The sequence below is a fragment of the Micromonospora sp. NPDC005707 genome (genome assembly GCF_040631005.1).
Lineage (GTDB): Bacteria > Actinomycetota > Actinomycetes > Mycobacteriales > Micromonosporaceae > Micromonospora.
The window spans coordinates 85,228-107,477 of the sequence record NZ_JBEXYR010000020.1; the positions used below are offsets into that span (position 1 = coordinate 85,228).

General features: G+C 73.6%; 23 protein-coding genes, 3 tRNA genes and 1 riboswitch. Of the genes, 21 read left to right on the forward strand and 5 right to left on the reverse strand.

The window, feature by feature from the left end; genetic code table 11:
- From ABZ452_RS29515 to ABZ452_RS29545, 7 genes are read left to right on the forward strand one after another with little or no spacing between them, the layout of a single operon-like run.
- A complete protein-coding gene (locus ABZ452_RS29515) occupies positions 1-900 on the forward strand; it encodes a type II secretion system F family protein (protein ID WP_357949775.1) in 900 nt (299 codons plus the stop codon).
- 55 nt (positions 901-955) lie between these two features.
- Positions 956-1,816, forward strand: a complete 861-nt coding sequence (locus ABZ452_RS29520) for a type II secretion system F family protein (RefSeq protein WP_357949840.1) — start codon at positions 956-958, stop codon at positions 1,814-1,816.
- Between the two features lie 24 nt (positions 1,817-1,840).
- Positions 1,841-2,050: a hypothetical protein gene (locus tag ABZ452_RS29525; protein ID WP_357949778.1), complete on the forward strand. Its 210-nt coding sequence runs from the start codon at positions 1,841-1,843 to the stop codon at positions 2,048-2,050.
- Positions 2,050-2,553 (forward strand): TadE family protein, encoded by a 504-nt coding sequence (locus ABZ452_RS29530; protein ID WP_357949780.1) that lies wholly within the window; start codon positions 2,050-2,052, stop codon positions 2,551-2,553. Before ABZ452_RS29525 ends, ABZ452_RS29530 begins: the two co-directional genes overlap by 1 nt.
- Positions 2,554-2,558: 5 nt before the next feature.
- A complete protein-coding gene (locus ABZ452_RS29535; protein ID WP_357949782.1) occupies positions 2,559-3,020 on the forward strand; it encodes a TadE/TadG family type IV pilus assembly protein in 462 nt (153 codons plus the stop codon).
- The gene (locus tag ABZ452_RS29540; protein ID WP_357949785.1) at positions 3,017-3,448 is read left to right on the forward strand and encodes a hypothetical protein; all 432 of its coding nucleotides are present in this window, start codon (positions 3,017-3,019) and stop codon (positions 3,446-3,448) included. The genes ABZ452_RS29535 and ABZ452_RS29540 overlap by 4 nt, the downstream gene beginning before the upstream one ends.
- Positions 3,449-3,463: 15 nt before the next feature.
- Entirely contained in the window at positions 3,464-4,516 is a 1,053-nt protein-coding gene (locus tag ABZ452_RS29545; protein WP_357949787.1) for a LysM domain-containing protein, read from the forward strand.
- A gap of 61 nt (positions 4,517-4,577) precedes the next feature.
- Here ABZ452_RS29545 and ABZ452_RS29550 read toward each other — a convergent pair whose 3' ends face one another.
- From ABZ452_RS29550 to soxR, 3 genes are all read right to left on the reverse strand, one after another.
- The gene (locus tag ABZ452_RS29550) at positions 4,578-5,429 is read right to left on the reverse strand and encodes a Rieske 2Fe-2S domain-containing protein (protein ID WP_357949790.1); all 852 of its coding nucleotides are present in this window, start codon (positions 5,427-5,429) and stop codon (positions 4,578-4,580) included.
- A 51-nt stretch (positions 5,430-5,480) separates the two neighbouring features.
- Positions 5,481-6,122, reverse strand: a complete 642-nt coding sequence (gene bluB, locus ABZ452_RS29555; RefSeq protein WP_357949793.1) for a 5,6-dimethylbenzimidazole synthase — start codon at positions 6,120-6,122, stop codon at positions 5,481-5,483.
- A gap of 34 nt (positions 6,123-6,156) precedes the next feature.
- Positions 6,157-6,356, reverse strand: a riboswitch (cobalamin riboswitch).
- A 49-nt stretch (positions 6,357-6,405) separates the two neighbouring features.
- Positions 6,406-6,774, reverse strand: a complete 369-nt coding sequence (gene soxR / locus ABZ452_RS29560; protein WP_357949796.1) for a redox-sensitive transcriptional activator SoxR — start codon at positions 6,772-6,774, stop codon at positions 6,406-6,408.
- A gap of 94 nt (positions 6,775-6,868) precedes the next feature.
- Between soxR and ABZ452_RS29565 the strand changes: the two genes are divergently transcribed.
- Positions 6,869-7,708, forward strand: coding sequence for an NAD(P)H-binding protein (locus ABZ452_RS29565; RefSeq protein WP_357949799.1), 840 nt, complete (start codon positions 6,869-6,871; stop codon positions 7,706-7,708).
- 71 nt (positions 7,709-7,779) lie between these two features.
- A complete protein-coding gene (locus tag ABZ452_RS29570; RefSeq protein ID WP_357949801.1) occupies positions 7,780-8,544 on the forward strand; it encodes a crotonase/enoyl-CoA hydratase family protein in 765 nt (254 codons plus the stop codon).
- Positions 8,545-8,547: 3 nt separating this feature from the next.
- Here ABZ452_RS29570 and ABZ452_RS29575 read toward each other — a convergent pair whose 3' ends face one another.
- Positions 8,548-10,032 (reverse strand): FAD-dependent oxidoreductase, encoded by a 1,485-nt coding sequence (locus tag ABZ452_RS29575; protein WP_357949804.1) that lies wholly within the window; start codon positions 10,030-10,032, stop codon positions 8,548-8,550.
- A 92-nt stretch (positions 10,033-10,124) separates the two neighbouring features.
- Between ABZ452_RS29575 and ABZ452_RS29580 the strand changes: the two genes are divergently transcribed.
- Complete coding sequence (locus tag ABZ452_RS29580; protein WP_357949807.1) at positions 10,125-11,225, forward strand: serine hydrolase domain-containing protein; 1,101 nt, start codon at positions 10,125-10,127, stop codon at positions 11,223-11,225.
- Positions 11,226-11,297: 72 nt separating this feature from the next.
- Positions 11,298-12,080 carry a hypothetical protein gene (locus ABZ452_RS29585; protein ID WP_357949810.1) on the forward strand — a complete coding sequence of 261 codons (783 nt, stop codon included), beginning with the start codon at positions 11,298-11,300 and terminating at the stop codon, positions 12,078-12,080.
- A gap of 24 nt (positions 12,081-12,104) precedes the next feature.
- On the opposite strand, the gene ABZ452_RS29590 is transcribed toward ABZ452_RS29585, so the two are convergent.
- Entirely contained in the window at positions 12,105-13,031 is a 927-nt protein-coding gene (locus ABZ452_RS29590) for a phytoene/squalene synthase family protein (protein ID WP_357949813.1), read from the reverse strand.
- A gap of 64 nt (positions 13,032-13,095) precedes the next feature.
- On the opposite strand from ABZ452_RS29590, the gene ABZ452_RS29595 reads away from it, so the two are divergent.
- The 10 genes from ABZ452_RS29595 to ABZ452_RS29640 all read left to right on the forward strand — a co-directional run bounded on the left by ABZ452_RS29595 (position 13,096) and on the right by ABZ452_RS29640 (position 20,737).
- Complete coding sequence (locus ABZ452_RS29595) at positions 13,096-14,253, forward strand: polyprenyl synthetase family protein (protein WP_357949815.1); 1,158 nt, start codon at positions 13,096-13,098, stop codon at positions 14,251-14,253.
- A 29-nt stretch (positions 14,254-14,282) separates the two neighbouring features.
- Entirely contained in the window at positions 14,283-15,764 is a 1,482-nt protein-coding gene (gene crtI, locus ABZ452_RS29600; protein WP_357949817.1) for a phytoene desaturase family protein, read from the forward strand.
- Positions 15,761-16,366 (forward strand): isopentenyl-diphosphate Delta-isomerase, encoded by a 606-nt coding sequence (idi, locus tag ABZ452_RS29605; protein WP_357949819.1) that lies wholly within the window; start codon positions 15,761-15,763, stop codon positions 16,364-16,366. Before crtI ends, idi begins: the two co-directional genes overlap by 4 nt.
- Positions 16,356-17,303 (forward strand): MerR family transcriptional regulator, encoded by a 948-nt coding sequence (locus ABZ452_RS29610; protein WP_357949821.1) that lies wholly within the window; start codon positions 16,356-16,358, stop codon positions 17,301-17,303. Before idi ends, ABZ452_RS29610 begins: the two co-directional genes overlap by 11 nt.
- A gap of 78 nt (positions 17,304-17,381) precedes the next feature.
- A complete protein-coding gene (locus ABZ452_RS29615) occupies positions 17,382-18,176 on the forward strand; it encodes a polysaccharide deacetylase family protein (protein WP_357949823.1) in 795 nt (264 codons plus the stop codon).
- A gap of 155 nt (positions 18,177-18,331) precedes the next feature.
- A tRNA-Glu gene (locus tag ABZ452_RS29620) sits at positions 18,332-18,404 on the forward strand.
- A 33-nt stretch (positions 18,405-18,437) separates the two neighbouring features.
- Positions 18,438-18,511 (forward strand) — tRNA-Asp (locus ABZ452_RS29625).
- 75 nt (positions 18,512-18,586) lie between these two features.
- Positions 18,587-18,660 (forward strand) — tRNA-Phe (locus ABZ452_RS29630).
- 615 nt (positions 18,661-19,275) lie between these two features.
- Complete coding sequence (locus ABZ452_RS29635) at positions 19,276-19,743, forward strand: hypothetical protein (RefSeq protein ID WP_357949825.1); 468 nt, start codon at positions 19,276-19,278, stop codon at positions 19,741-19,743.
- A 649-nt stretch (positions 19,744-20,392) separates the two neighbouring features.
- Positions 20,393-20,737, forward strand: a complete 345-nt coding sequence (locus tag ABZ452_RS29640) for a hypothetical protein (RefSeq protein ID WP_357949828.1) — start codon at positions 20,393-20,395, stop codon at positions 20,735-20,737.
- Positions 20,738-22,250 lie beyond the last annotated feature (1,513 nt).

Below are 22,250 nucleotides of genomic sequence, written 5' to 3' on the forward strand. Positions count from 1 at the left end.
GTGGCGACGATCGAGCTGATCGCGCTGGTCTCCGGGGCGGCGTGCGTGGCCGGGTTGGTGCTCGCGGTGGTCGCGCTGGTCGGCACCCGCCGGCCGGCCGGGTCGGGCCCGGGCGCCGGGCCGGGGCTGAGCCGCCTCTGGACCGGCTCCGGGGCCAGCCGTCGGGAGCAGCACCGCTACCAGCTGCTGCTCGGCGCGGCCGTGGTGGTCGGCGCGCTGGCCTTCCTGCTCACCGGGCTGCCGGTGGTCGGCCTGCTGGTGGCGCTGGCGGTGCCCGGGGTGCCGTGGCTGTTCGCGGTGGGCCGGGCCGAGCAGCGGGCCATCGCCCGGATCGAGGCGGTCGGCGAGTGGACCCGGCGGCTCAAGGACATCTCCGGCACCGGGCAGGGCCTCCAGCAGGCCATCATCGGCACGATCGCCACCGCGCCGGAGGAGATCCAGGAGGAGGTACGCACCCTGGCGGCCCGCCTCCAGGCCGGCTGGCTGGCGAGGTCCGCCCTGCTCGCCTTCGCCGACGAGATCGCCGACCCGGTCTGCGACCAGGTGGTCGCGGCGCTCATCCTGCACCTCACCGACCGGGGCGAACGCCTCGGCGACGTGCTCGGCTCGATCGCCACCGCCGCCTCGGCCGAGGTGGCCACCCGGCGGGAGGTCGAGGCGAAGCGGACGCAGCCCCGGTTCGCGGTCCGCTTCCTCACCGGGATGACCCTGGCCACGCTCGCGTACGGGCTGGTCAACAGCGACTACGTGCGGCCGTACGGGACGGTCTTCGGGCAACTGATCATGGCGGTGCTCGGTGCGACCTTCGTCGGGCTGCTGGTCTGGGTGCGGTCGATGAGCCAGCCGCCCCGCCCGGCGCGCTTCCTGCCGGCGCCCGACCCGGAGGAGGCGATCGCGTGAGCGCGAGGAGTGCGCTTGCGAGCCCCGCAGTCGCGAACGAAAGGCGGGCGCGATGATGGTGAACTGGCAGCTGGCCGTCGCCGTGCTGGGCGGGGCGGCGGTCGGGCTGGGCCTGTTCCTGGTGGTCCGCGAGGCGCTGCCGGCCACCCCGGCGCTCGGTCCGGCGCTGCGCCGGCTGCACCAGCCGCCCGGCCAGGCTCCGGTGGCCGGGAGCGGGCCGGACTGGCTCGGCGGTGTCTCCCGCTGGCTGCGGCCGCCGCACCGGCAGCTCGCCCTGCTCGACCGGACCCCCGAGCAGTACGCCCTGTCCGTGCTGCTCTCCGCGCTGGTCGGGTTCGCCACCCCAGCGGTCGCCTCGGCCGTCCTCTTCCTGGGCGGGGTGGCGCTGCCGCTGGTCGTACCGGTGCTCGGAAGCCTGGGTCTGGCGCTGGTCACCGGCCTGCTCGCGCACCGGGCGGTGCTGGCCCGGGCGGACGCCGCGCGGGACGAGTTCCGCCAGGCGGTCTGCACCTACCTGGACCTGGTGGCGTTGCAGCTCTCCGCCGCGCACGGCCCGGTGCAGTCGTTGGAACGCGCGGCGGCGGTCTGCGACGGCTGGGTCTTCGACCGCATCCGGGAGGCGCTGCGGATCGCCCAGCTCCAGATGCACTCCCCCTGGGACGAGCTCCAGGAGCTGGCCGACCGGATCGGCATCCCGGAGCTTGGCGACGTGGGGGCCATCATGCGCTCCTCCGGAAGCGAGGGCGCCCAGGTCCACGAGACCCTGCGCAGCCGCGCCGACTCGCTGCGCGACCAGATCCGCACCGACAACCTGGCCCGGGCCGAGGGGGTGACCAGCCGGCTGGACATCCCCGGCTCGCTGCTGGTCTTCGTCCTGCTCGGCTTCGCCGTCTACCCGTTCCTCGCCCGCCTGTGAACCCACCCCGAGAAGGAGAAGCCCATGCACCTCTACACCTATCTCTACGCCGCGGTGAGCAGCCGCCTGGCCGAGCTGCGGCGCGACGGCGAGCGGGGCGACAGCCCGGTGCCGACCGCGGTGATCATCTTCGGCCTGGTCGCGGTGGCCATGGCGGTCACCGGGCTCGCCCTGGCCAAGGCCAACAACTGGATGAACGCCATCCCCAACAACACGGCGCCGAAGGCCCCGTGATGCCCCGCCCCGCCCGTACGGACCGGAGCCGGCCGGCGCCCGCCGGCCGGCCCACCGGCCGGTGCGGCCCGGGGCGCATCACCACGGTCCTGCGAGGACGCCTCGCCGCGGGCGGGTCCGAGCGGGGCGCCAACCCGGTCGAGCTGGCGGTGGTGATGCCGGCGATCCTGGTGCTGCTCTTCGCCTCGATCCAGCTCGCCGTCTGGTTCGTCGCCCGGTCCACCGCCCTCAACGCGGCGCAGAGCGGGGTGAACGCCCAGCGGGCGCTCCAGGCCCCGCCGGACGCGGGCCGGGACCGGGCCACGAACTTCCTGCACGCCGCCGGGGACTGGCTGGTCGGCTGGCAGAACCCGGGCCCCGCCTGCGAGGTGATCGCCACCGGGGGCACCCCCACCGAGGTCACCTGCACCGTCAGCGGGCGCTCCCTGTCGGTGATCCCGGGGGTCCACTTCCCGGTGCGGCAGACCGCGCACGGCACCGCCGAACGCTGGACGACGGGGTGAGGGGGATGGCGCGGGACCGCGGTTCCGTCTCGATCGAGGTGGCGGTGCTCGCCCCCGCCTTCATCGGGTTGATGGTGCTGGCCGGGGTGGCCGGCCGGACGGCCGTCGCCGACGAGGCGGTGGAATCGGCCGCGCACGACGCGGCCCGCGCCGCCTCGATCGCCCGGGACGCCCGGACCGGCCGGACCGCCGCCACGGACGCCGCGCGGCGCCAGCTCGACTGGTCGGGGCTGCACTGCACGGCCCCGCCGGCGTTGACCTTCCGGGGCTCGGTGGGAGGCGAGGAGACCAGCTTCCGGAACGCGTACCGCGGCGCGCCCGGGGTGCCGGCGACCGTCACGGTCACGGTGACCTGCACGGTCTCCTTCGACGACCTGCGGGCCCGCGGGCTGCCCCTGACGCTGGACGGCAAGACCGTATCGGCGAGCTTCACCTCCCCGCTGGACACCTACCGGAGCCGCGGATGACCGGGCGGCGGGCGGCGGAGAGCGGCCGGGTGAGCCTCTTCCTGGCCGTGGCGATGACCGGCGTACTCGTGATCATCAGCCTGGCGTACGACGGCGCCGGGCAGCTCCGCTCCTTGCAGCGCGCGGACAACCTGGCCGCCGAGGCGGCCCGCAGCGGCGGCCAGATGATCGACCGGGCGCGCGCCATCGAGGGCGGCCCGAAGCAGATCGACGAGGTGGCCGCCCGGAAGGCCGTCGCGGACTACCTGAGCGCCGCGGGCGGGGTCCGCGACCACGCCGTCAGCTTCCCGGTGGTCGCCGGCGAGCGGCAGATCCAGGTACGCGTCCGCATCACCTACCGCCGGGACCTGCTCGGTCTCTTCGGCTTCCAGAACACCGTCACCGTCACCGGTGAGGCCACCGCGCGGGCGCTCACCGGACCCCCGTAGGAAGGGAAGGCAGCCATGGGTGCATCGCAACGCTCGGCCGTCCGGCGGACCGGCCAGGTCCTCACCGGGTTCGGCGCCCTCGTCGTGCTCTGCGCGGTGCTGGCCGGTGGGCCCGTCGCGCTCCTGGCCTTCGCCGGCAACCCCCTCCCCGACCACCTGCCCACCCTGGCCGAGGTGGGCACGGCGTTGACCAGCCGCGACGACGGGCAGCTCTTTCTGCGGGCGCTGGCCGTGGTGGGCTGGTTCGGCTGGGCGACGTTCGCCTTCTCCGTACTCGTGGAACTCCTCGCGGCGACGCTGCGCCGGCCGGCGCCCCGGCTGCCGGGGATGCGCCGCCAGCAGCGGGCCGCGGCCGCGCTGGTCGGCTCGGTGGCGCTGATCCTGGCGGCCAGCCCGGCCGCGGCGAGCGCCGCGGCCGTGGCCGCGCCGCAGCCGGTCGCCGCCGCGCCGGCGTTGGTCGCCCCGCAGGCCGGCCCCACGCTCGCCGCGCCGCCCGTCCGGTCCGCCTCGGTGACCACCGACCCGGCGGTGTACCGGGTGGCGAAGGGCGACTACCTGGGCGAGGTGGCCGACCGCTACCTGGACGACTTCGACCGGTACCGCGAGGTGGCCCGGCTCAACCGGCTCGCCGACCCGGACCGGATCCGCCCGGGGCAGCTGCTCAAGCTGCCCGAGGGATCGGTGGACGCGGGCGCCCGCCGGCACGCGACCGGCCGGCTCGTGGTCACCTCGACCAGCCCGTCCAGGACGGCTCCCGGCACGGCGGCGACGCCGGGCGGCGGCGGCTCGTCCGCCACGACGCCGAAGGGCAGGCCCTCCCCGCACCCGACCGGGCGGGACACCACGCCCACGGTCGAGGCGCCGACCGGGCAACCGCCGGCGATGTCGGCGGGCGCCTCCCGGGCCACCCCGGAGGACGGGATCAACCGGCCGCTGGCCATCTCGGCGGTGCTCGCGGTGGCCGCCATCGTGGGCGCACAGATCGGCGCGGTCCTCGGCCTGCGGCGACGGCCGCCGGGCCGGGCCGGCGTCCGGGCCCTCGTGACAGGCCGCCACCGCCGGGACTGACCGGGGCGATCGTGGACGGCAGCGGCCCCGGGGCCGCTGCCGTCGAAGATCCCACCGCCGGTCAGGGGAGGCGGGCCTCCAGGCGGCCGTTGACCACCCGGGTGGGGAGGACGACCTGGTCGTTGCCGGACGGGCCGTGCACGACCTCCCCGCCGTTGAGGCGGAAGGTGCTGCCGTGCCACGGGCAGACCACGCAGGCGTGGCCGTCGATCTCCTGCACCTCACCGTCACCGAGCGGGCCGCTCTGGTGCGGGCAGCGCTCCAGCATCACGGTGACGTCGTCGCCGTGCCGGTAGAGGATCACCGAGACGTCGTCGATCTCCCGGGTGAGGAGCTGCCGCTGCGGCAGGCTCGACATGTCGCCGAGCGGGTGCCAGCCCTCGCTGACCAGGTGCAGCTCGGAGATGCTCTGGCTGACCTGCGCGCCCTGCTTGTACGCGAGGTGCCCACCCAGGTAAGCCCCGGCGCTCGCCGCCGACAGCCCCAGGTAGGCCAGCGCCCGGCCCATGTTGTGCCGCCCGTTGAGCCGGGCCGCCAGCGAGCTGGCGTAGAGGGCCACGCCGATGGTGTTCGCGGCGGCGTGCACGAGGCCGATCCGCCGCTGGTCCCGGGACAGGGCCGCCCAGTCGTTGAGCCCGGCCACGGCCGCCGGCAGCGCGCTGACCGTACCGACGCCGACGAGCGCGGTCGCCGCCCGGCGCTGACCGGGCATCAGGTCCACGACGGCGGCCGAGATCCAGGCGCCGACCGGCACCTGCACCATCGCCGGATGCAGCGGATGCCCCAGCCAGACGCCGTGCAGGAAGTCCCGGATCCGCTGCGGGCGCAGGGTGCCCTGGACGGCGCGCTGCAACCGGTCGCCCACCCGGTCGAGCGCCGAGTTCTGTTCGATCTTCGTCAGTAGTTCGCGCACGTGGTTCGACTTCCCGGCAGGAGAGGTCCCAAACCGGGCGGCGACGGCGGATCACCCCATCGGGTGGTTCTCGTCCGCCCGCCAGCGGTCGGCGTGCAGGGCGGCGGCGAGTGGTCGGGGCGTACGCCAGCCGTGCCGCACCAGGTCGGGGACGGTCTGCAGGCGGCTCACCGGGCCCACGCAGAGCCACGCCACCGGCCGGATGCCGGGCGGGATGCCGAGCAGGTCGGCCAGGAACGGCTCCCGGTAGAAGGAGACCCAGCCGACGCCGAGCCCCTCGGCGGTGGCGGCCAGCCAGAGGTTCTGGATGGCCAGGCAGACCGAGTAGAGGCCGGCGTCGGCGATGGCGTGCCGGCCGAGCACCGTCGGCCCACCCCGCTGCGGGTCGTACGTGACCACGACTGACAGCGTCGACTCCAACACCCCGTCGATCTTGATGCGGGCGAACCGCTCGGCCGCCGCACCGTCCAGCGTGGCGGCGAAGGTGTCCCGCTCGACCTGGACGTGCGCGTGGAACCGGCGCCGGGTCTCGCGGTCACGCACCAGGACGAAGTCCCAGGGCTGCGAGTTCCCGACGCTCGGGGCGGCGTGCGCGGCGGTGAGGATCCGCTCCAGGACGTCGTCCGGCACCGGTTCCCCGGTGAACTCGGCGCGCACGTCGCGGCGGCGGTGGATGGCGTCGTACAGGTCCACAGGCAGGCTCCCGCTGCACTCGGCCCACGGTCAGGTGGGCGACTGAACGCGAGGCCGGTCTTCGGACTCCCGGATCGACGCCTGACCGTCCGCCTTCCCGGCCGTACGGCCAGTGGCTGCGCGTGACGCGCGTGGACGGGGACTCCCCGGTCACCGCGGCGGGCCCGTGCCGGATTTCCACCGGCTTCCCGATTCTCCCCGCACAGGCGGGGCACCTCGCCCGATCGTTGCCGCCGCCGATGCTATCGACGGTGGGAGCCGTCAGCGTGAGGGGTGGCCCGGGTCAGGCGGGCGGGGCGAGGGCGCGCAGCACCTCGCTGAGCCGGTCGATGCGGGACTGGGCCTCGGTGCGTAGTCGCCCGGCGAGCGCATCCCAGTCCTCCGAGGTCGGCGCCTGCCCCGGTGGCAGCGCCGCGAGCGCCCGGCCCACCTCGGCCAGGGTGAGGCCGACCCGCTGGCACGCTTCGATCATCGCCAGGCGGCACATCACGTCGGCGTGGTAGCGGCGCTGGTTGCCGGCCGTGCGGTCGCTGCTGATCAGGCCCTGCGCCTCGTAGAACCGGATCGCCGACGCGGCGACGCCGCTGCGTTGCGCCACCTGACCGATCGTCAGGCCGGGCTCGTGCCAGTCGAAGGACGTGTCCTGCTTCACGCCCCGAGTATGCCCATCGGACGTTGACCTCAACAATTGTTGAGGTTCTACGGTCGGCTCCATCGAGTTCCCGAGAAATTCCCTGGAGGCGACGATGATCCTGGTGACCGGTGCGACGGGCAACGTCGGGCGGCGCGTGGTCGAGCGGCTGGCCGTCGCGGGTCACGGCGTACGGGCCGTCACCCGCGACCCGAGCCGCGCGAACCTGCCGGCGGGTGTGGAGGTGGTGGCCGCCGACCTGGCCGATCCGGAGACGGTGCGCCCGCACCTGGACGGTGTCCGGGCCGTGTTCCTGATCTGGCCGTTCGTCGACCCGGCCGCGACGGCGCAGCTCGCCCCGCGCGTCGCCGCCGCGCTCGCCGGTGCCGGGTCGCCCCGGGTGGTGTACGTGTCGGCCGCCTCCGCCGAGGCCGACCCCGGCTCGTTCTGGGCCCTGGTGGAACGGGCCATCGTCGCGTCCGGCCTGCCCTGGACGATGCTGCGTCCCACCGGCATCGCCACGAACACGCTGGGATGGGCGGAGCCGATCCGCGCCGAGGGCGTGGTGCGCTGGCCGTACGGCGCGGCGGCTCGTTCGATGGTCCACGAGGACGACATCGCGGCGGTGGCGGTCGAGGCGCTGACCACCGACCGGCACGACCGGCGGACCTACGTGCTCACCGGCCCGCGGACGGTCACGCAGGCCGAGCAGGTGCGCATCATCGGTAAGGCGATCGGCCGCGAGGTGCTGTGGGAGGACGTGCCCGCCGAGGCGGTGCGCCCCATGCTGGCCGCGGCGATGGGCAGCGCCGCGTTCGCGGATGCGGCGCTGGCCGGCTGGGCGGCCATGGCGGAGACGCCGGAGCAGGTGACCGGCGACGTGGCGGCGGTACTGGGCCGCCCCGCCCGGACATTCGCCGACTGGGCCGCCGACCACGCGGCCGACTTCGCCTGACCCGCGCGGGAGCGAGCCGGTGCGGCACCGATAGCTGGCGCGGCGGGCGTCGTCGAGGGCATGCTGACCCGATGGGGGTACGCGTCGAGCACGCCGGACCGGTGACCACGGTGATCCTGGACCGGCCGGAGGCCCGCAACGCCGTCGACGGGCCGACCGCCCGGGCCCTGGCCGACGCGTTCCGCGCCTTCGAGGCGGACCCGGACGCGGCGGTCGCCGTGCTGTGGGGCGCGGGCGGCACGTTCTGCGCCGGCGCCGACCTGAAGGCCATCGGCACGCCGCGCGGCAACCGGGTCGAACCCGAGGGCGACGGCCCGATGGGCCCGACCCGGATGCGCCTGTCCAAGCCGGTGCTCGCCGCGATCTCCGGGTACGCGGTGGCGGGCGGCCTGGAGCTGGCGCTCTGGTGCGACCTGCGGATCGCCGAGTCCGACGCGACGCTCGGGGTGTTCTGTCGGCGGTGGGGCGTGCCGCTGATCGACGGCGGGACGGTGCGGCTGCCCCGGCTGATCGGCGAGAGCCGCGCCATGGACCTGATCCTCACCGGCCGCCCGGTCCCGGCCGACGAGGCGTACGCGATGGGTCTGGTGAACCGGGTGGTCGCGCCGGGTGCGGCCCGGGCGGAGGCCGAGCGGCTGGCCGCGGAGATCGCCCGGCACCCGCAGACCTGCCTGCGCAACGACCGGGCCGCGGTGCTGGCGGGCGCCGGCCTGCCCGAGCCCGAGGCGCTGGCCACCGAGCTGGCCTTCGGCATGGAGTCCCTGGTCACCGACGGGATGCACGGCGCGAACCGGTTCACCGCCGGTGCCGGCCGGCACGGCGCGCCGGCCGACTGACGGTCACTTCAGGTTGCGCAGGGCGTCCTCGATGGCGCGGTGGAAGGTCGGGTACGCGTAGATCATGTGCCGGAGCTGGCTGACCGGGACGGCCGCGTGCACCGCCACGACCAGCGCGGAGAGCACCTCGCCGCCGGCCGGGCCGACCGAGGTCGCGCCGATCAGCACGCCCTGGTCGGCGTCGGCGACAAGCTTGATGAACCCCGCGTTGCCGGCCTTGTGGATCCACCCGCGGGTGGACGAGGTGAGATCGGTGTAGCCGACCTGGACGTTGACGCCGCGGTCGCGGGCCTGCTGCTCGGTGAGGCCGACCGCGCCCACCTCGGGGTCGGTGAAGGTGACCCGGGGCAGCGCGCGGTAGTCGGCGACCGGCACGCTGCCCGGCGCGGCGGCCGAGCCGCCCGTGCTCATGGCACCGCCGACCGCGCTGACCACGCCGGCCGCGCCGCCGACCACGCTGGCGGTGCCGCTGGCGTCCGGCCCGCCCCGGGTGCGCCGCATGTGGTCGAGCACGTCGGCGACGACGATGCCCGCCTGGTACATGGCGATGTGGGTGAACGCGCCCTCGCCGGTGAGGTCGCCGACCGCCCAGATCCCGTCGGTGACGTGCATCCGCTCGTTCACCGGCAGGTAGCGCTGCGCGGCGTCCACCTGCACGGTCTCCAGGCCCAGCTCGTCGAGGTGCGCCCGGCGGCCGGTCACCACCAGCAGCTTCTCACCGCCGAACGCGCGGTCTCCGGCGTGGACGGTGAAGCTCGTGCCGTCGTGCGTGACCCGCTCGGCCCGGACGCCAGTGTGGATCTCCACCCCGTCGGCGCGCAGCGCACCGGCGACGATGTCGGAGGCCTCCGGCTCCTCGAGGGCGAGCACCCGGTCGGCCGCCTCGACCACGGTCACCCGGACCCCGAACCGGGCGAAGACCTGGGCCAGCTCCAGGCCGATCGCGCCACCGCCCAGCACCAGCAGCGACCCCGGCAGCTCCTCGACCTCGATGGCCTGGTGGTTGGTCCAGTACGGCGTGTCGGCCAAGCCGTCGATCGGCGGGACCGAGGGGCGGGTGCCGGTGCCGAGGACCACTCCGTACCGGGCCTCGAACACCTGGTCGCCGACGCGGACCCGGTTCGGGCCGTCGAGCCGGCCACTGCCCCGGACGAACCGGCCGCCCTTGCCGGTGAACCGGTCCACCGCGACCTTGTCGTCCCAGGTGTCGGTGGCCTCCTCGCGGATGCGCTTCGCGACCGGCGCCCAGTCAGGTCGCACCTCGGCGCTGCCGGCCAGCTCGTTGACCCGGCGCGCCTCGGCGAGGGCGTTGGCCGCCCGGATCATCATCTTGCTCGGGATGCAGCCCCAGTAGGGGCACTCGCCGCCGACCAGGTCGCGCTCGATCCCGACCACGGTGAGGCCGGCCTCGGCGAGTCGCCCGGCCACCTCCTCGCCGCCGACGCCCAGCCCGACCACGACCACGTCCACCAGTTCCGGCTCCGCCACCCCGCCAGCATTCCGCACCGCCGGGCCACCGGCCACCACGTCGGGCCGGAATTCCCGCGCAGGTGATCATCCCCACCGCCTACCGTGGCCGGATGCAGGCACGCTTCGCCCCCGTCCGGGACTGCTTCCACGACCTGTTCGCGACCGGCCGGGAGACCGGCGCGGCGCTGGCCGTCTGGTACGACGGCGCGCCGGTGCTCGACCTGGTCGGCGGCACCCGCGCGGCAGTCCAGCCCGGCGTGACCGTCCCGGCCGTCGGGGCCGAGGCGGCGTGGCGGCCGGACACCCTGGTGAACGTCTACTCGGTGGGCAAGCCGGTGGTCGCGCTCTGCCTCCTGCTCCTCGTCGACCGGGGCCGGGTCGACCTCGACGCGCCGGTGTCCGCCTACTGGCCGGAGTTCCGCGCCCCGGCAACGGTGCGGCAGGTGCTCGCCCACACCGCCGGGCTGCCCGGGTTCCCGGTGCCCCGGCCCGCCGCGGCGATCCCCGACTGGGGGCTGCTCTGCGCCGACCTGGCCTCCGCCGACCCCGAGTGGCCGCCGGGCAGCGTCGCGGGCGAGCACGCCTGGACGTACGGCCACCTGGTCGGCGAGCTGGTCCGCCGGGTGGACGGGCGGCCGGTGGGGCGGTTCCTGGCCGAGGAGATCGCCGGGCCGTGGCGCCTCGACCTGGCCTTCGGGCTCGACGCGGCGGACCAGCGGCGCTGCGCCGACCTGTCGTACGCCGACTCCGGCTGGCCGGTGCGGATGCTGGGCGAGCCGGGGTCGCTCCGCGCCCGGGCGTTGGGAAACCCGGCCGGCGGCCTGGACGTGGCGGTGGTGAACAGCCCGTTCTGGCGCGGCACGGAGTTTCCCGCGGTCAACCTGCACGCCACCGCGTCCGCCCTGGCCCGCCTCTACGCCGGCCTGCTCGCCGGCGGCACCCTCGACGGGGTACGCCGGTTCAGCCCCGAGCTGGTGGCCGAGGCGACCCGGGTGCAGTACGACGGGCCGGACCTGGTGCTGGACCGGCGGGCGTCCTGGACGTTGGGCATGCAGTGGGAGCCGGACGGGAGCTGGGGCATGGGCGGGATCGGCGGCAGCAGCGCCTGGGCCGATCCGGAACGCGGCTACACCTTCGCGTACGCGACCGCGCGGCTGGCCGACCACGACCGGGTGGAGGACCTGGTCGAGGCGTTGCACTCCTGCCTCTGACGGGAAGCGGACTGCTCGACACGCGTGGCAACTCTGTCACGCTGTGTCACGCGCCGCTACGCTCCGGTCCTCGTGGAGAACGAAGCACCCGCGCCGGCCGCCCGGCTGAAGGAGCACTCCGGGGTGGCGGCCAACGTGGTCTCCGCCGTGGCGGGGCTCGTCGCCCTGGTGCAGGCCATCCGCTCCGACCCGCTGTGGATCGTGCTGGGCCTGGTCGCGCTGGCCGCGCTGGTGGCGTACCAGGGGTGGCGCCGGCGCTGGCGGGCGGCCGGGCTGGCCGCCGTGGCGCTGCTGGTGCTCGGCGTCGCCGGTTGGGGGCTGCACCAGGACGGGCGGGAGGCCACGCCGGCCGCCGGCCCCACCACACCGGCCGGCACGACGACCACGCTGCCCGCCCCGGCCACGACCGCCGCCGCCACGCCGGCCGGCGCGCCGAACGGCTCGACCCCGGGCGGCGGCACCGGCGCGCCCGCGGGCACGCCCGCGGCCGTGGTCTTCAGCGACGTCGTGCAGCTCGACCAGAAGACCGGGGTGGACGTGGACGAGGGCCGGGCCGTGAAGCGGTACGCGCAGGACGCGACGGTCGACCTCTACCTGGACTGGGGCTACATCCTCTATTCGAGCGCCCGGCACAGCGCCTTGTACGACGACACCTACGCCGGCCCGGAGGAGGGCGCCGATGCCCGCTGCGCGACCTACCGGGAGGCGCGCCGGACGAGCGCGCCGCACCACTACGTCGGCAGCGGCCAGCAGTTCTGCTTCACCACCTCCGATGGGCACCCCGGCTGGTTGCAGGTGGTCAACCAGGCGGGCGACGGCGGCGCCGTGATCAAGCTGACCGTCTGGCGGGACTGAGCCCGCACCGGGCCCGGACCGGGGTCACGCGGCCAGGGCCGCCCGGAGCGCCGGGCCGGGGACCCGCACCGGCACGCCGGGCGGGGTGACCAGCGCCTGCGCGGCCACCGCCATCCGCCGCCGCCGGGGTACGCGGGCCCGCCGGGTGAACACGTCGAAGTCCTGGGCGGCCACCTCGTCGAGGATGCCGCCGTAGAGCGCGTACGCGGTGCGCATGCAGGCCTGCGACGCCGGGGCGAGCAGCGGGATGCCCGGCGCGGCGGCGGCGTAGTGGTCCTGTGCGCGGGTCACCTCATACTCGATCAGCTCGCGGAGCCGCGGGGTGGTGCGGCCGGCGGCCCGGGCGGCGAGGAGGTCCTCCCGGGTGACGTCGAACGCGGCCAGGTCCTCGTCGGGCAGGTAGGTGCGCCCGCGGTCCAGGTCCTCGGCGACGTCCCGGATGAAATTGGTGAGCTGGAAGGCGAAGCCGAGTTGGCGGGCCGGCTCCCGGGCGGCGGCCGGGTCGGAGCTGCCCAGGATCGGCAGCATCATGGTGCCGATGACCGCCGCGGACCCCTCCATGTAGTCGAGGAGGTCGTGGTAGGTCGGGTACGACAGCACGGTCAGGTCCATCGTCATGCTGCGCAGGAACGACGCGAAGTCGTCGCGGTCCAGGTCGAAGACGGCGATGGTGTGCAGCACGGCGGGGAGCAGCGGGTCGTCGACGGGCGAGCCGTGCAGGCCGGCGACGAAGCGGTCGGACCACTCCGCGAGCCGGGCCGCGCGCTCGGCCGGCGGCAGTTCCTCGGTGCGGTCGACGATCTCGTCGGCGTAGCGCGTGAAGCCGTACAGGGCGTGCACATGCCGCCGTTTCCAGGCGGGCAGCAGCCGGGTGGCGAGATAGTAGGTATGGCCGTGACGCCGGTGCAGCTCGCGGCAGCGCTCGTAGGCAGCGGTGAGATCCGTGTCCACCGGCCCTCCTCAGATTCGACGCAGCAATCGACGCAACTCGTAACCCTAGGGTACGCTCCCGCGCATGGCCAACGACGCAGTTGCCGGCAGTCCGCCCCGCTTCGTCGCGCCGGCACAGCCCGGGGCGACAGACGATCCGGTCCGCGACGTGCTGGCCGCGTTCACACAGGACCTGGTGACGGGCGTCGACGAGACGCTGACGGCGTTCCTGGCGGCCGAGGTCGACGCGCTCGCCGGGATCGACACGGCGATGGGCGGGTTCGCCGCGACGGCCCGCGACTGCGTGCTGGCCGCCGGCAAGCGGGTCCGGCCGACCTTCGCGTACTGGGGCTGGCGCGGGGTGGTCGGCGGCGACGCGCCGCTGCCCTCGGTGCTGCCGGCCCTCGCCGCGCTCGAACTGCTGCACACCTTCGCGCTGGTGCACGACGACGTGATGGACGCCTCCGACACCCGGCGCGGCCGGCCCACCGCGCACCGGGCCGCCGCCCTGCGGCACCGGGCGGCCGGGCACACCGGCGACCCGGAGCGCTACGGCGAGGCCGTCGCCGTCCTCATTGGCGACCTCTGCCTGGTCTGGGCCGACCGGCTCATGGCGCACGCCGCCGTGCCGCCGGCCCGCCTGCTCGACGTGCGCCGCTGCTACGACCAGATGCGGGTGGAGACCGTCGCCGGGCAGTTCCTCGACGTGCTCGGCGAGCACGACGCGGCGAACTGGTCGGTCGACCGGGCGCTGCGGGTGGCCCGCTACAAGACGGCCGGCTACACCGTCCAGCGACCGTTGCTCTTCGGCGCCGCCCTGGCCGGTGCCGAGGCGGACACCCCGCTGATCACCGCCTACACCCGCTACGGGCTGGCCGTCGGCGAGGCGTTCCAGCTCCGCGACGACCTGCTAGGCGTCTACGGTGACCCGACCGCCACCGGCAAGCCGGCCGGGGACGACCTGCGGACCGGCAAGCCGACCGTGCTGCTGATGCTGGCCCGGCAGCTCGGCACGCCGGCCCAGCGCCGCGCCCTGGAGCGGGCCGGCACGGTCACCGGGGCGGGCGAGGTGGCCCGGCTGGCCGACCTGGTCCGCGACACCGGGGCGGTGGCCCGGGTGGAACGGATGATCGCCGACCGGGTGACCGAGGCGCAGGTGGCGCTCGACGGCGCGCCGATCGACGGCACCGCGCGGACCGCGCTGACCGGCCTGGCCACCGCCGCCACCACGCGGCGGGCATGATGGGCAACTTCGCGAGGAGGGGGGCCGGGATGCGCACCGTGAGCGGGCGTACCGACCGGGTGGTGGTCGTCGGCGCGGGGCTGGGCGGGTTGGCCTGCGCGCTGCACCTGGCCGGCAGCGGCCGGCAGGTGACCGTGCTGGAACGGGAGCCGGTGCCGGGCGGGCGCGCCGGCCGGCTCGGCGTCGACGGGTACGAGTTCGACACCGGGCCGACCGTGCTCACCATGCCCGACCTGATCGCCGAGGCGCTCGGCGCGGTCGGCGAGGAGCTGACCGACTGGCTCGACCTGACCCCGCTCGACCCGGCCTACCGGGCCTGGTACCCGGACGGGTCGACCCTGGACGTCATCACCGACACCACCCGGATGGCAGCCGAGATCGCCCGGGTCTGCGGGCCTCGCGAGGCGGACGGCTACCTGCGCTTCGTCGACTACGCGCGCGACCTGTGGCGCTGGGAGCGGGCGGACTTCATCGAGCGCAACCTGGACGCGCCGACCGACCTGCTCACCGGCAACCTGCTCCGGCTGCTGGCCAACGGCGCGTTCCGGCGACTCCAGACGAAGATCAACCAGTTCTTCCGGGACCCGCGTACCCAGCGGATCTTCTCCTTCCAGGCCATGTACGCCGGCCTCGCACCGCACGACGCGTTGGCCATCTACGCGGTCATCGCGTACCTCGACTCGGTGGCCGGGGTGTGCTTCCCGCGCGGCGGCATCCACGCGGTCTCCCGGGGGATGGCCGGCGCGGTGGAGAAGCACGGCGTGCAGATCCGGTACGGCACCACGGTGACCCGGGTCGAGACCGCGCACGGCCGCGCCACCGGCGTGGTCACCGCCGACGGCGAGTTCGTCCCCGCGGACGTCGTGGTCCTCAACCCGGACCTGCCGGTCGCCTACCGGGACCTGCTGCCGGCCAGCCGGCAGCGCAAGCTCACCTACTCGCCCTCGTGCGTGGTGCTGCACGTCGGATCGACGCAGGGCTACGGCCGGATCGCCCACCACAACATTCACTTCGGGCGGTCCTGGAAGGGCACGTTCGACGAGGTGATCCGGCGCGGCGAGCTGATGAGCGACCCGTCGCTGCTGGTGACCAACCCGAGCCGGACCGACCCGTCGGTGGCCCCGGCCGGTAAGCACACCTACTACGTGCTCGCCCCGGTGCCCAACCTCGACCGGGCGCCGCTGCACTGGCCGGGCGACCTGACCCGCCGCTACGCCGACCAGCTCGTGGCGACGCTGGAGGAGCGGGGCTACATCGGCTTCGGCGACGGCATCGAGGTGCTGCGCACGGTGACCCCGGCCGACTGGGCGGCGCAGGGCATGGCCGCCGGCACGCCGTTCGCCGCCGCGCACAGCCTCTTCCAGACCGGCCCGTTCCGCCCGCCGAACCTGCACCGCACGCTGGGCAACGTGGTCTTCGTCGGCTCCGGCACCCAGCCCGGGGTGGGCGTGCCGATGGTCCTCATCAGCGGCAAGCTCGCCGCCTCGCGGATCACCGGGAGGGTGTCTTGACGGCCCGGGAGAAGCACCTCGTCGAGCTGGTCGACGACGACGGGCGCGTGCTCGGCGAGACCACCGTGGCCGCCGCCCACCAGCCACCCGGCCGGCTGCACCGGGCCTTCTCGGTGCTGCTGGTCGACCCGCGGGGGCGGGTCCTGCTCCAGCAGCGGGCCGCCGTCAAGACCCGGTTCCCGCTGCGCTGGGCCAACGCCTGCTGCGGACACCCCCTGCCCGGCCAGTCACTGGTCGAGGCCGCCAACCGCCGGCTCGCCGAGGAACTCGGCGTCGACCCGGTCGACCTCACCGAGGTCGGGGTCTACCTCTACTACGCCGAGGACCCGGCCACCGGTCGGGTCGAGTTCGAGTACGACCACGTGCTGCGCGCCGACGTACCGGCCGACCTGCCGATCCGGCCCGACCCGGACGAGGTGGCCACCCTGCGCTGGGTCGACCCGCGCGAGCTGGAGGCCGACCTGGACGCCGACCCCCGCGCGTACGCGCCCTGGCTGGGCGGGGTGGTGAACCGGCTGCTGCGGCCGGCCCGTCCCGCCGCCGACGTGGCCCGGGCGGGTGCGCCGGCCGACGAGGCAGCGGAGCGGTCGGGTGGCGGATGAGGCGCTGAGCGCGGGAGCCGTCGCGCGGCGGCTGGGGGTCGCCGTCACCACGCTGCGCACCTGGCACCAGCGCTACGGCCTCGGTCCCAGCGAGCACGTGCCGGGGCACCACCGGCGCTACACGCCGGCCGACCTCGCGCGCCTGGAGATCATGCGGCGGCTCACCGCGGAGGGTGTCGCCCCCGCCGAGGCCGCCCGCTGGGCCCGGCAGGCACCGGCCGTCCTCCCGCCCGAGCAGCTCGGGCTGAACGGGCGGACCACGGCGGTCCGGGACGGCGGCGGGACGACCATCCCGGTCGGCCGCGCCGGACCGGTGGCCCGCGGCGTGGCCCGCGCCGCCATGCGGCTGGACTCGGTGGCGATCGGCGAGACCATCGCGCACGCCCTCGCCACCGACGGCGTGGTGCACACCTGGGACGGGCTGCTGCGGCCGGTGCTCGCCGGCATCGGCGAACGGCACGCCGCCACCGCCGGGCTGATCGAGGTGGAGCACCTGATGTCCCGGTGCGTCTCCGAGGCATTCGCCACCGTGGCCCGGGCGCACCCGGTCGCCGGGCCGGCCCGGATCCTGCTCGCCTGCGCCGATGAGGAACAACACACGCTGCCGCTGGAGGCGCTGGGTGCCGCCCTGACCGAGGTCGGGGTGGGCTACCGGATGCTGGGTGCCCGGGTGCCGGTGGCCGCCCTCGTCGAGGCGGTCGACCGCACCGGGCCGGCGGCCGTGGTGCTCTGGTCGCACACCCGGCTCACGGCCGGTCCGGAGCAGCTCACCGCGCTGCTCGCCGCCCCGCGCCGCCCGCTGCTGGTGCTGGCCGCCGGGCCGGGCTGGCGGGCCGACACGCTCCCGGCCGGGGTGGTGCGGCCGGTGAGCCTCGCCGAGGCGGTCTCGCTGGCGGTGGCCGTACGGGATTCGCTGGACCAGTCGACGACGGGCTGAGGGGGCCCCTCCCGATCCGGCGCGACGTCCACTACGGTCGGAAGTCCGCCCGACCCCGACCCCCTCTCGGGAGCGACGATGCGTCCACGCGCCGTGCTGGCGCTCGCCCTCGGCCTGGCCTTCCTCCTGGCCGGCTGCGGCGAGCCCGGCAAGACCCCGACCCGGGCCGGCGCCTCACCGTCCGCCACGGCCGCCCCGACGCCGGCGCCCCCGCCCACCCCACGGCCCAGCCCGAGCCGCACCACCCCGCCGAAGCCGAAGCTGCGCCCACTGCCGAAGAGCCTGCCCGCCGGGCTGCACCGCTCCAGCGGGGACCGGGGCGTCGCCCTCACCTTCGACGACGGTCCGGACCCCCGGTTCACGCCGCAGATCCTCGACCAGCTCCGGGCGGCCCACGTCACGGCGACCTTCTGCCTGGTCGGCAAGCAGGCCAAGCGCTACCCGCAGCTGGTGGCCCGGATCGTCCGCGAGGGGCACCAGATCTGCAACCACAGCTGGCGCCACGACCTCAACCTCGGCCGCCGGCCGCTCGCCGAGATCCGGGCCGACCTGGTCCGCACCAACCAGGCCATCCGGGCGGCCGCGCCGCGCGCCCCGATCACCTGGTTCCGCCAGCCGGGCGGCCGCTGGACCGCGGAGGAGCTCACGGTGGCCCGCCAGCTCGGGCTGCGCCCGCTGCACTGGAGCGTCGACCCGCAGGACTGGGACCACCCGCCGGCGAAGACGATCATCAAGCGGGTGACGGGCGCGACCCACCACGGCTCGATCGTGCTCATGCACGACGCGGGCGGCGACCGGACCCAGACGATCGCCGCCTGCCGGCACCTGATTCCGGACCTCAAGCGGCGGTACGGGATCTCCCGGCTCCGGTGACACCGCCTCTGACCTGCGGTTTCGCCGGTCGCTGCGCCCTTGGGTATACCGGTTTGGCCGGCCGAGGAGGCATGGCATATGCTTCTCATGCCTCCGGCGGGGCCGGATGGGAGCAAGTCCGCTTGAAGTTGCGAGTGTGCAATGATGGCGGGGCCGCCCTCATCGTCTAGCGGCCCAGGACGCCGCCCTTTCAAGGCGGTAGCACGGGTTCGAATCCCGTTGGGGGCACGGTCCGGCTCAGGCCGGATGCAACACCAGCTAGGTCCTGTGGAGCAGTTGGAGTGCTCGCCGCCCTGTCAAGGCGGAGGTCGCGGGTTCAAGTCCCGTCAGGACCGCAAGCGCTGACGCCGCGCCCTTCATGCGCGGCGTTCTGCGTATCGGCCTGTGCGGTAGCATGAGCCGAGCAGCACGGCCAGGTAGCTCAGTTGGTACGAGCGTCCGACTGAAAATCGGAAGGTCGGCGGTTCGACCCCGCCCCTGGCCACATAGCCTTTCGCCGGGCTACAGGAGCGCCGACCAGCGGAAACGCCGGTCGGCGTTCTACTTTTCGCCCCGGGAGTCTGTCTGTCCGGTCTGGCCCTCGTTGACCCCGGAATCCCGCTGCTGGCCGCTCCTTATCGCACGTAGATCGCACGGCCGGACTTCCTGCTGGTAGGGCGTCCGGCGTGGCGACCGGGGGATTATGAGATCAAGTTGCCCGCTCCGACGACCTGGGCACTCCGGGGGGCCTAGCAGCGGAAGCGCCTCTCGACACCTCACACCACTCCCCCGCTGTCCCCCGGCCTCCTGCGGACTGGATGCGGTCCGCTGACCCCCTGATCCATAGCCTCGGCCGAACTGTCCGGCTCGGTGCAAGAGGGTCATCAACTACTGATGGCTGCGCTCTACTCGTCCGTTGCTGCGTCGGTCCGTCCAGCGCCGTTGTCATCCGGCCTGAGGAGGTGCCGGCGTCGTCGCCCGGTTCGGCCGGACGACCCCGCCGAACATCGGCGGATCATGGGTTGACCGGTATCGGCAAGCCTCGCTAGAGTCGGCCGGCTATTGATCATGGAAACGCGCCCACTTCAGGGGTGGGGTACGGGCGAAGACGGAGGCGACCGTGGGTGCCGAGAAGGCAAGACAGCGGCTGATCGCGACGGCGTCGCCGTTCCTGCAGGAGGGCGAGCGTGTCGAGGTGGCCAGTGTGGCGATCGTTGGCTCTGTCTCGACAAAGGACCAGGTCGCCATGGGGGTAGCGACAGCCGTCTTGTCCGGCGGCCTGTTCACGGCGTTCTCTGTCGCGGTGAAGCAGTATGTGCTGTTGACTGATAGGCGTCTGCTGTTCTTTGCAATGAACCAAGTGACTGGCCGACCGACCCAGAACGTGCTCGGTGAGGTGCCGCGTCCTATCCTGCGTGCGTCCGATGTTCGCGGTCGGCTGACCCGTGTTGTCGTCTTGACGGCAGATGGTGAAGCGGCGGATCTCAAGCTGCGCTTTCCGTTGCCTGCACGTCGCGATGCGGAGGCCCTAGCCGCCGCGCTGACGGCGCCCGCGAGCACTGGCGGTGGTCCGGCCACCGGAGACTAGTCTCCGGCTGGTTGCGGGTTCCGAGTGTGCTCAACAATCGCCGCGCCGGTAGTGAAAATGCGTTCGGTGTGGAACCGGATCTCCTCGTCGGGCAGTCTCCAACCATCCAGCCTCCCCGGACGGGGACCAAGGTGGAGCGTCCAACCGGATGAGCCTCAATGACGCTTGTCAAGCGTCGGCGTGGACGCCGGCGGCGGGAGGGCCTGAGGTTTAGAAGAAGATCGGAGTGGGCTGTTAGGGGAGCCGTTCTCCTGCTCAGCCCGTCCGTCAGTGTCGGATGTCGTCGGCGTTGGCTGACTGTCTGGGCTGTACGGATGGCTGTACGACACGCGGCTGCTGACCATCTGATCCGTAGATTCCCAAGCGCGCTCCGCAGCCGTTCGGCAACGTCCGCCTCGCCCTGGTCGCCGCGCCCTCGGCAACTGGATCGGTCCGGGCTCGTCCGGCTCCGTTTCGCCCCGGTGGCTCCCGGCCATGACTCCCACCGTCAGTAGCCCACCAGCGGCAGGGTGTCCTTCGCAGTTGCTTTACAGGCCGTCGCTTACCAGTCACTATCATCTCGCACCTACTGACCCAGGCCCCCGCCGACCATAACCCTTCACCAACGCCTTCGGTTCTGTCATGGACTGACGGCTTCTGGAGGTAGAGCTTGTTCTTCAAAGCCGTCGTTACGGTGCTGATGATTATTGCGGGGTTGACTGCCATAATCTGGGTTGCCAACTGGCCCTTCAACACCCCCTGGGAGAAGGACCTCACTGCCGAGCAACGTCGTATTCAAGTCGCACACAATCGGCGTCATCATCGGGGTGTGGCGCGCATTTTGCTGCCCGGCCTTGCCGTCATCTTCGGAATTGCATCGGTGGAAATTTTGTCAGGCCCGAAAAGTGATCCGTTCGCAGCGGTAGTCATGGGCGTCTGTTCGGTTGTGTGCGTCGGCGTGTTCGGTGCTCTGATCAAGAGGGGGCGCAGGCGGCGCACCTCGACACGGCGATGAACTCTCTGGACGGGATAAGGCGGAGCGCCCTCGCAGAGGACACGGCGACCGAGGGATTACAAGATCAAACTGCCCGCCCCCTCGACCTGGGCACATGGCGGTCTAGCAGCGGGAACGCCTCCCAACATCTCCCAGCGGTCCCCCGCCGTTTGCCGGCCTCTTGCGGACTGGATGCGGACCGCCGCGCAGGCGCGGTCAGTTCGGGGCGCGCCAAGCACCTTCCGCCCTTGCGCTCCACCGGGCGGGGCCGAACAATCTTGCCGTGCCCGATGGCTTAGGTCCGTTCCTATGCGTCCTGACTCTGCTGGGCGTGTGGTCCAGCGTGATCAGCGCACTGCTCGGCCGCCTGAACTCGTGGGAGGCGGTACCAGGGGCGTCGCCGTGGCGGTTCTGGGGACCGGGCATTCTCGCGTGGTCATGGCCCATTGTCGTGGTCGCATGCTTCCTCCTTGGGTTCATCACCCCTTGGGCCGTTGACCTCCTGGCCCTGGCCCCACTGGCGCTCTTGACCGCAACCGCACTGACTGTGGTGGAGTTCCGACGTCGACATGCTGAGGACCTTGTGGCGGAGACGCCTCGGCGCATCAAGGACTGACATGAGAACCCGCCTCCGCCGAGGCGATGAACGGCGCACCGTCAGCTTGGAAGCGCGTGGTCAGCGGGACCCAGTGCCCCGAAATGCCTGTTCGCGGTGGCTGCCGTCGGCCCGGTCGTGCCCGCTCGTGACCCAGGGATGACGCTGTTACTGGCCCGTCGATGGCCCACGCAGCTGCGACCGGTGCGGTGCCGTCGTACGTCAGTCGTGAGGGTGGAGTTCGACAAGCTGGTACAGCATCCGGGCTGGCAGGTGCCTGCCACACAGCGGGCAAGCCACGCGACCCCTCGACTCGATCATCACCGAGCCGTCTGCCGGACAGTGCCAACTCCCTCCCCAGCGGAAGAAAGCCGATGGACCAGATGGACCGGCTTCCGACGCGACAAGCTGGACCAGGGCGTCGCGCATGACAGGTGACAGCTCCATGCCTCCAACCGGACACGTTAGGTAGCCGTCGACCGTCTCCATCGCGTGGCCGCATCGGGGGCAATGCACAGGGGCGACCATAACCCCGAGCCGCCAGTCTGGTCCCGGCTGTTGCCGTGTTCGGTGAATGGGCGTGGCGCTGGAACGGTGGCGGATCTCCTCGTCGGGCAGTAGTAGACCTTCCAGCCTCCCCGGACGGGGACAAGGTGGAGCGCCCTACCGGACGAACGACCTTGGCCCCGCCCGGGGAGGCTGGTAGCCCTTGTGGTGCCCGGCGAGGGGATCCGCCCGGCCGATCTCTGAGGAGGGTCGGGGTTCGGGGCAGCGCCCCGAGGTCTTCATGGTCCTGGTCGTCCCCAAGTGTGGCCGGCCGGCCCGGCCGATGCCGGCCGGAGGTCGCCAGCAGGCCGGGGCCGGCCGGCGCGGCCCGCTTGCGGGCCGCCAAGTATAGTAAAAGTGTTATTTAAGAGATAAAGGGTGTGGGGGAGAGTG

Coding starts and splice junctions, on each gene's coding strand:
- ABZ452_RS29580 (WP_357949807.1), top strand. CDS start 10,125: ATGCAGGCACGCTTCGCCCCCGTCCGGGACTGCTTCCACGACCTGTTC.
- ABZ452_RS29595 (WP_357949815.1), top strand. CDS start 13,096: ATGGCCAACGACGCAGTTGCCGGCAGTCCGCCCCGCTTCGTCGCGCCG.
- ABZ452_RS29535 (WP_357949782.1), top strand. CDS start 2,559: ATGGCGCGGGACCGCGGTTCCGTCTCGATCGAGGTGGCGGTGCTCGCC.
- ABZ452_RS29615 (WP_357949823.1), top strand. CDS start 17,382: ATGCGTCCACGCGCCGTGCTGGCGCTCGCCCTCGGCCTGGCCTTCCTC.
- ABZ452_RS29540 (WP_357949785.1), top strand. CDS start 3,017: ATGACCGGGCGGCGGGCGGCGGAGAGCGGCCGGGTGAGCCTCTTCCTG.
- ABZ452_RS29565 (WP_357949799.1), top strand. CDS start 6,869: ATGATCCTGGTGACCGGTGCGACGGGCAACGTCGGGCGGCGCGTGGTC.
- ABZ452_RS29530 (WP_357949780.1), top strand. CDS start 2,050: ATGCCCCGCCCCGCCCGTACGGACCGGAGCCGGCCGGCGCCCGCCGGC.
- ABZ452_RS29520 (WP_357949840.1), top strand. CDS start 956: ATGGTGAACTGGCAGCTGGCCGTCGCCGTGCTGGGCGGGGCGGCGGTC.
- crtI (WP_357949817.1), top strand. CDS start 14,283: ATGCGCACCGTGAGCGGGCGTACCGACCGGGTGGTGGTCGTCGGCGCG.
- ABZ452_RS29545 (WP_357949787.1), top strand. CDS start 3,464: ATGGGTGCATCGCAACGCTCGGCCGTCCGGCGGACCGGCCAGGTCCTC.
- ABZ452_RS29525 (WP_357949778.1), top strand. CDS start 1,841: ATGCACCTCTACACCTATCTCTACGCCGCGGTGAGCAGCCGCCTGGCC.
- ABZ452_RS29570 (WP_357949801.1), top strand. CDS start 7,780: ATGGGGGTACGCGTCGAGCACGCCGGACCGGTGACCACGGTGATCCTG.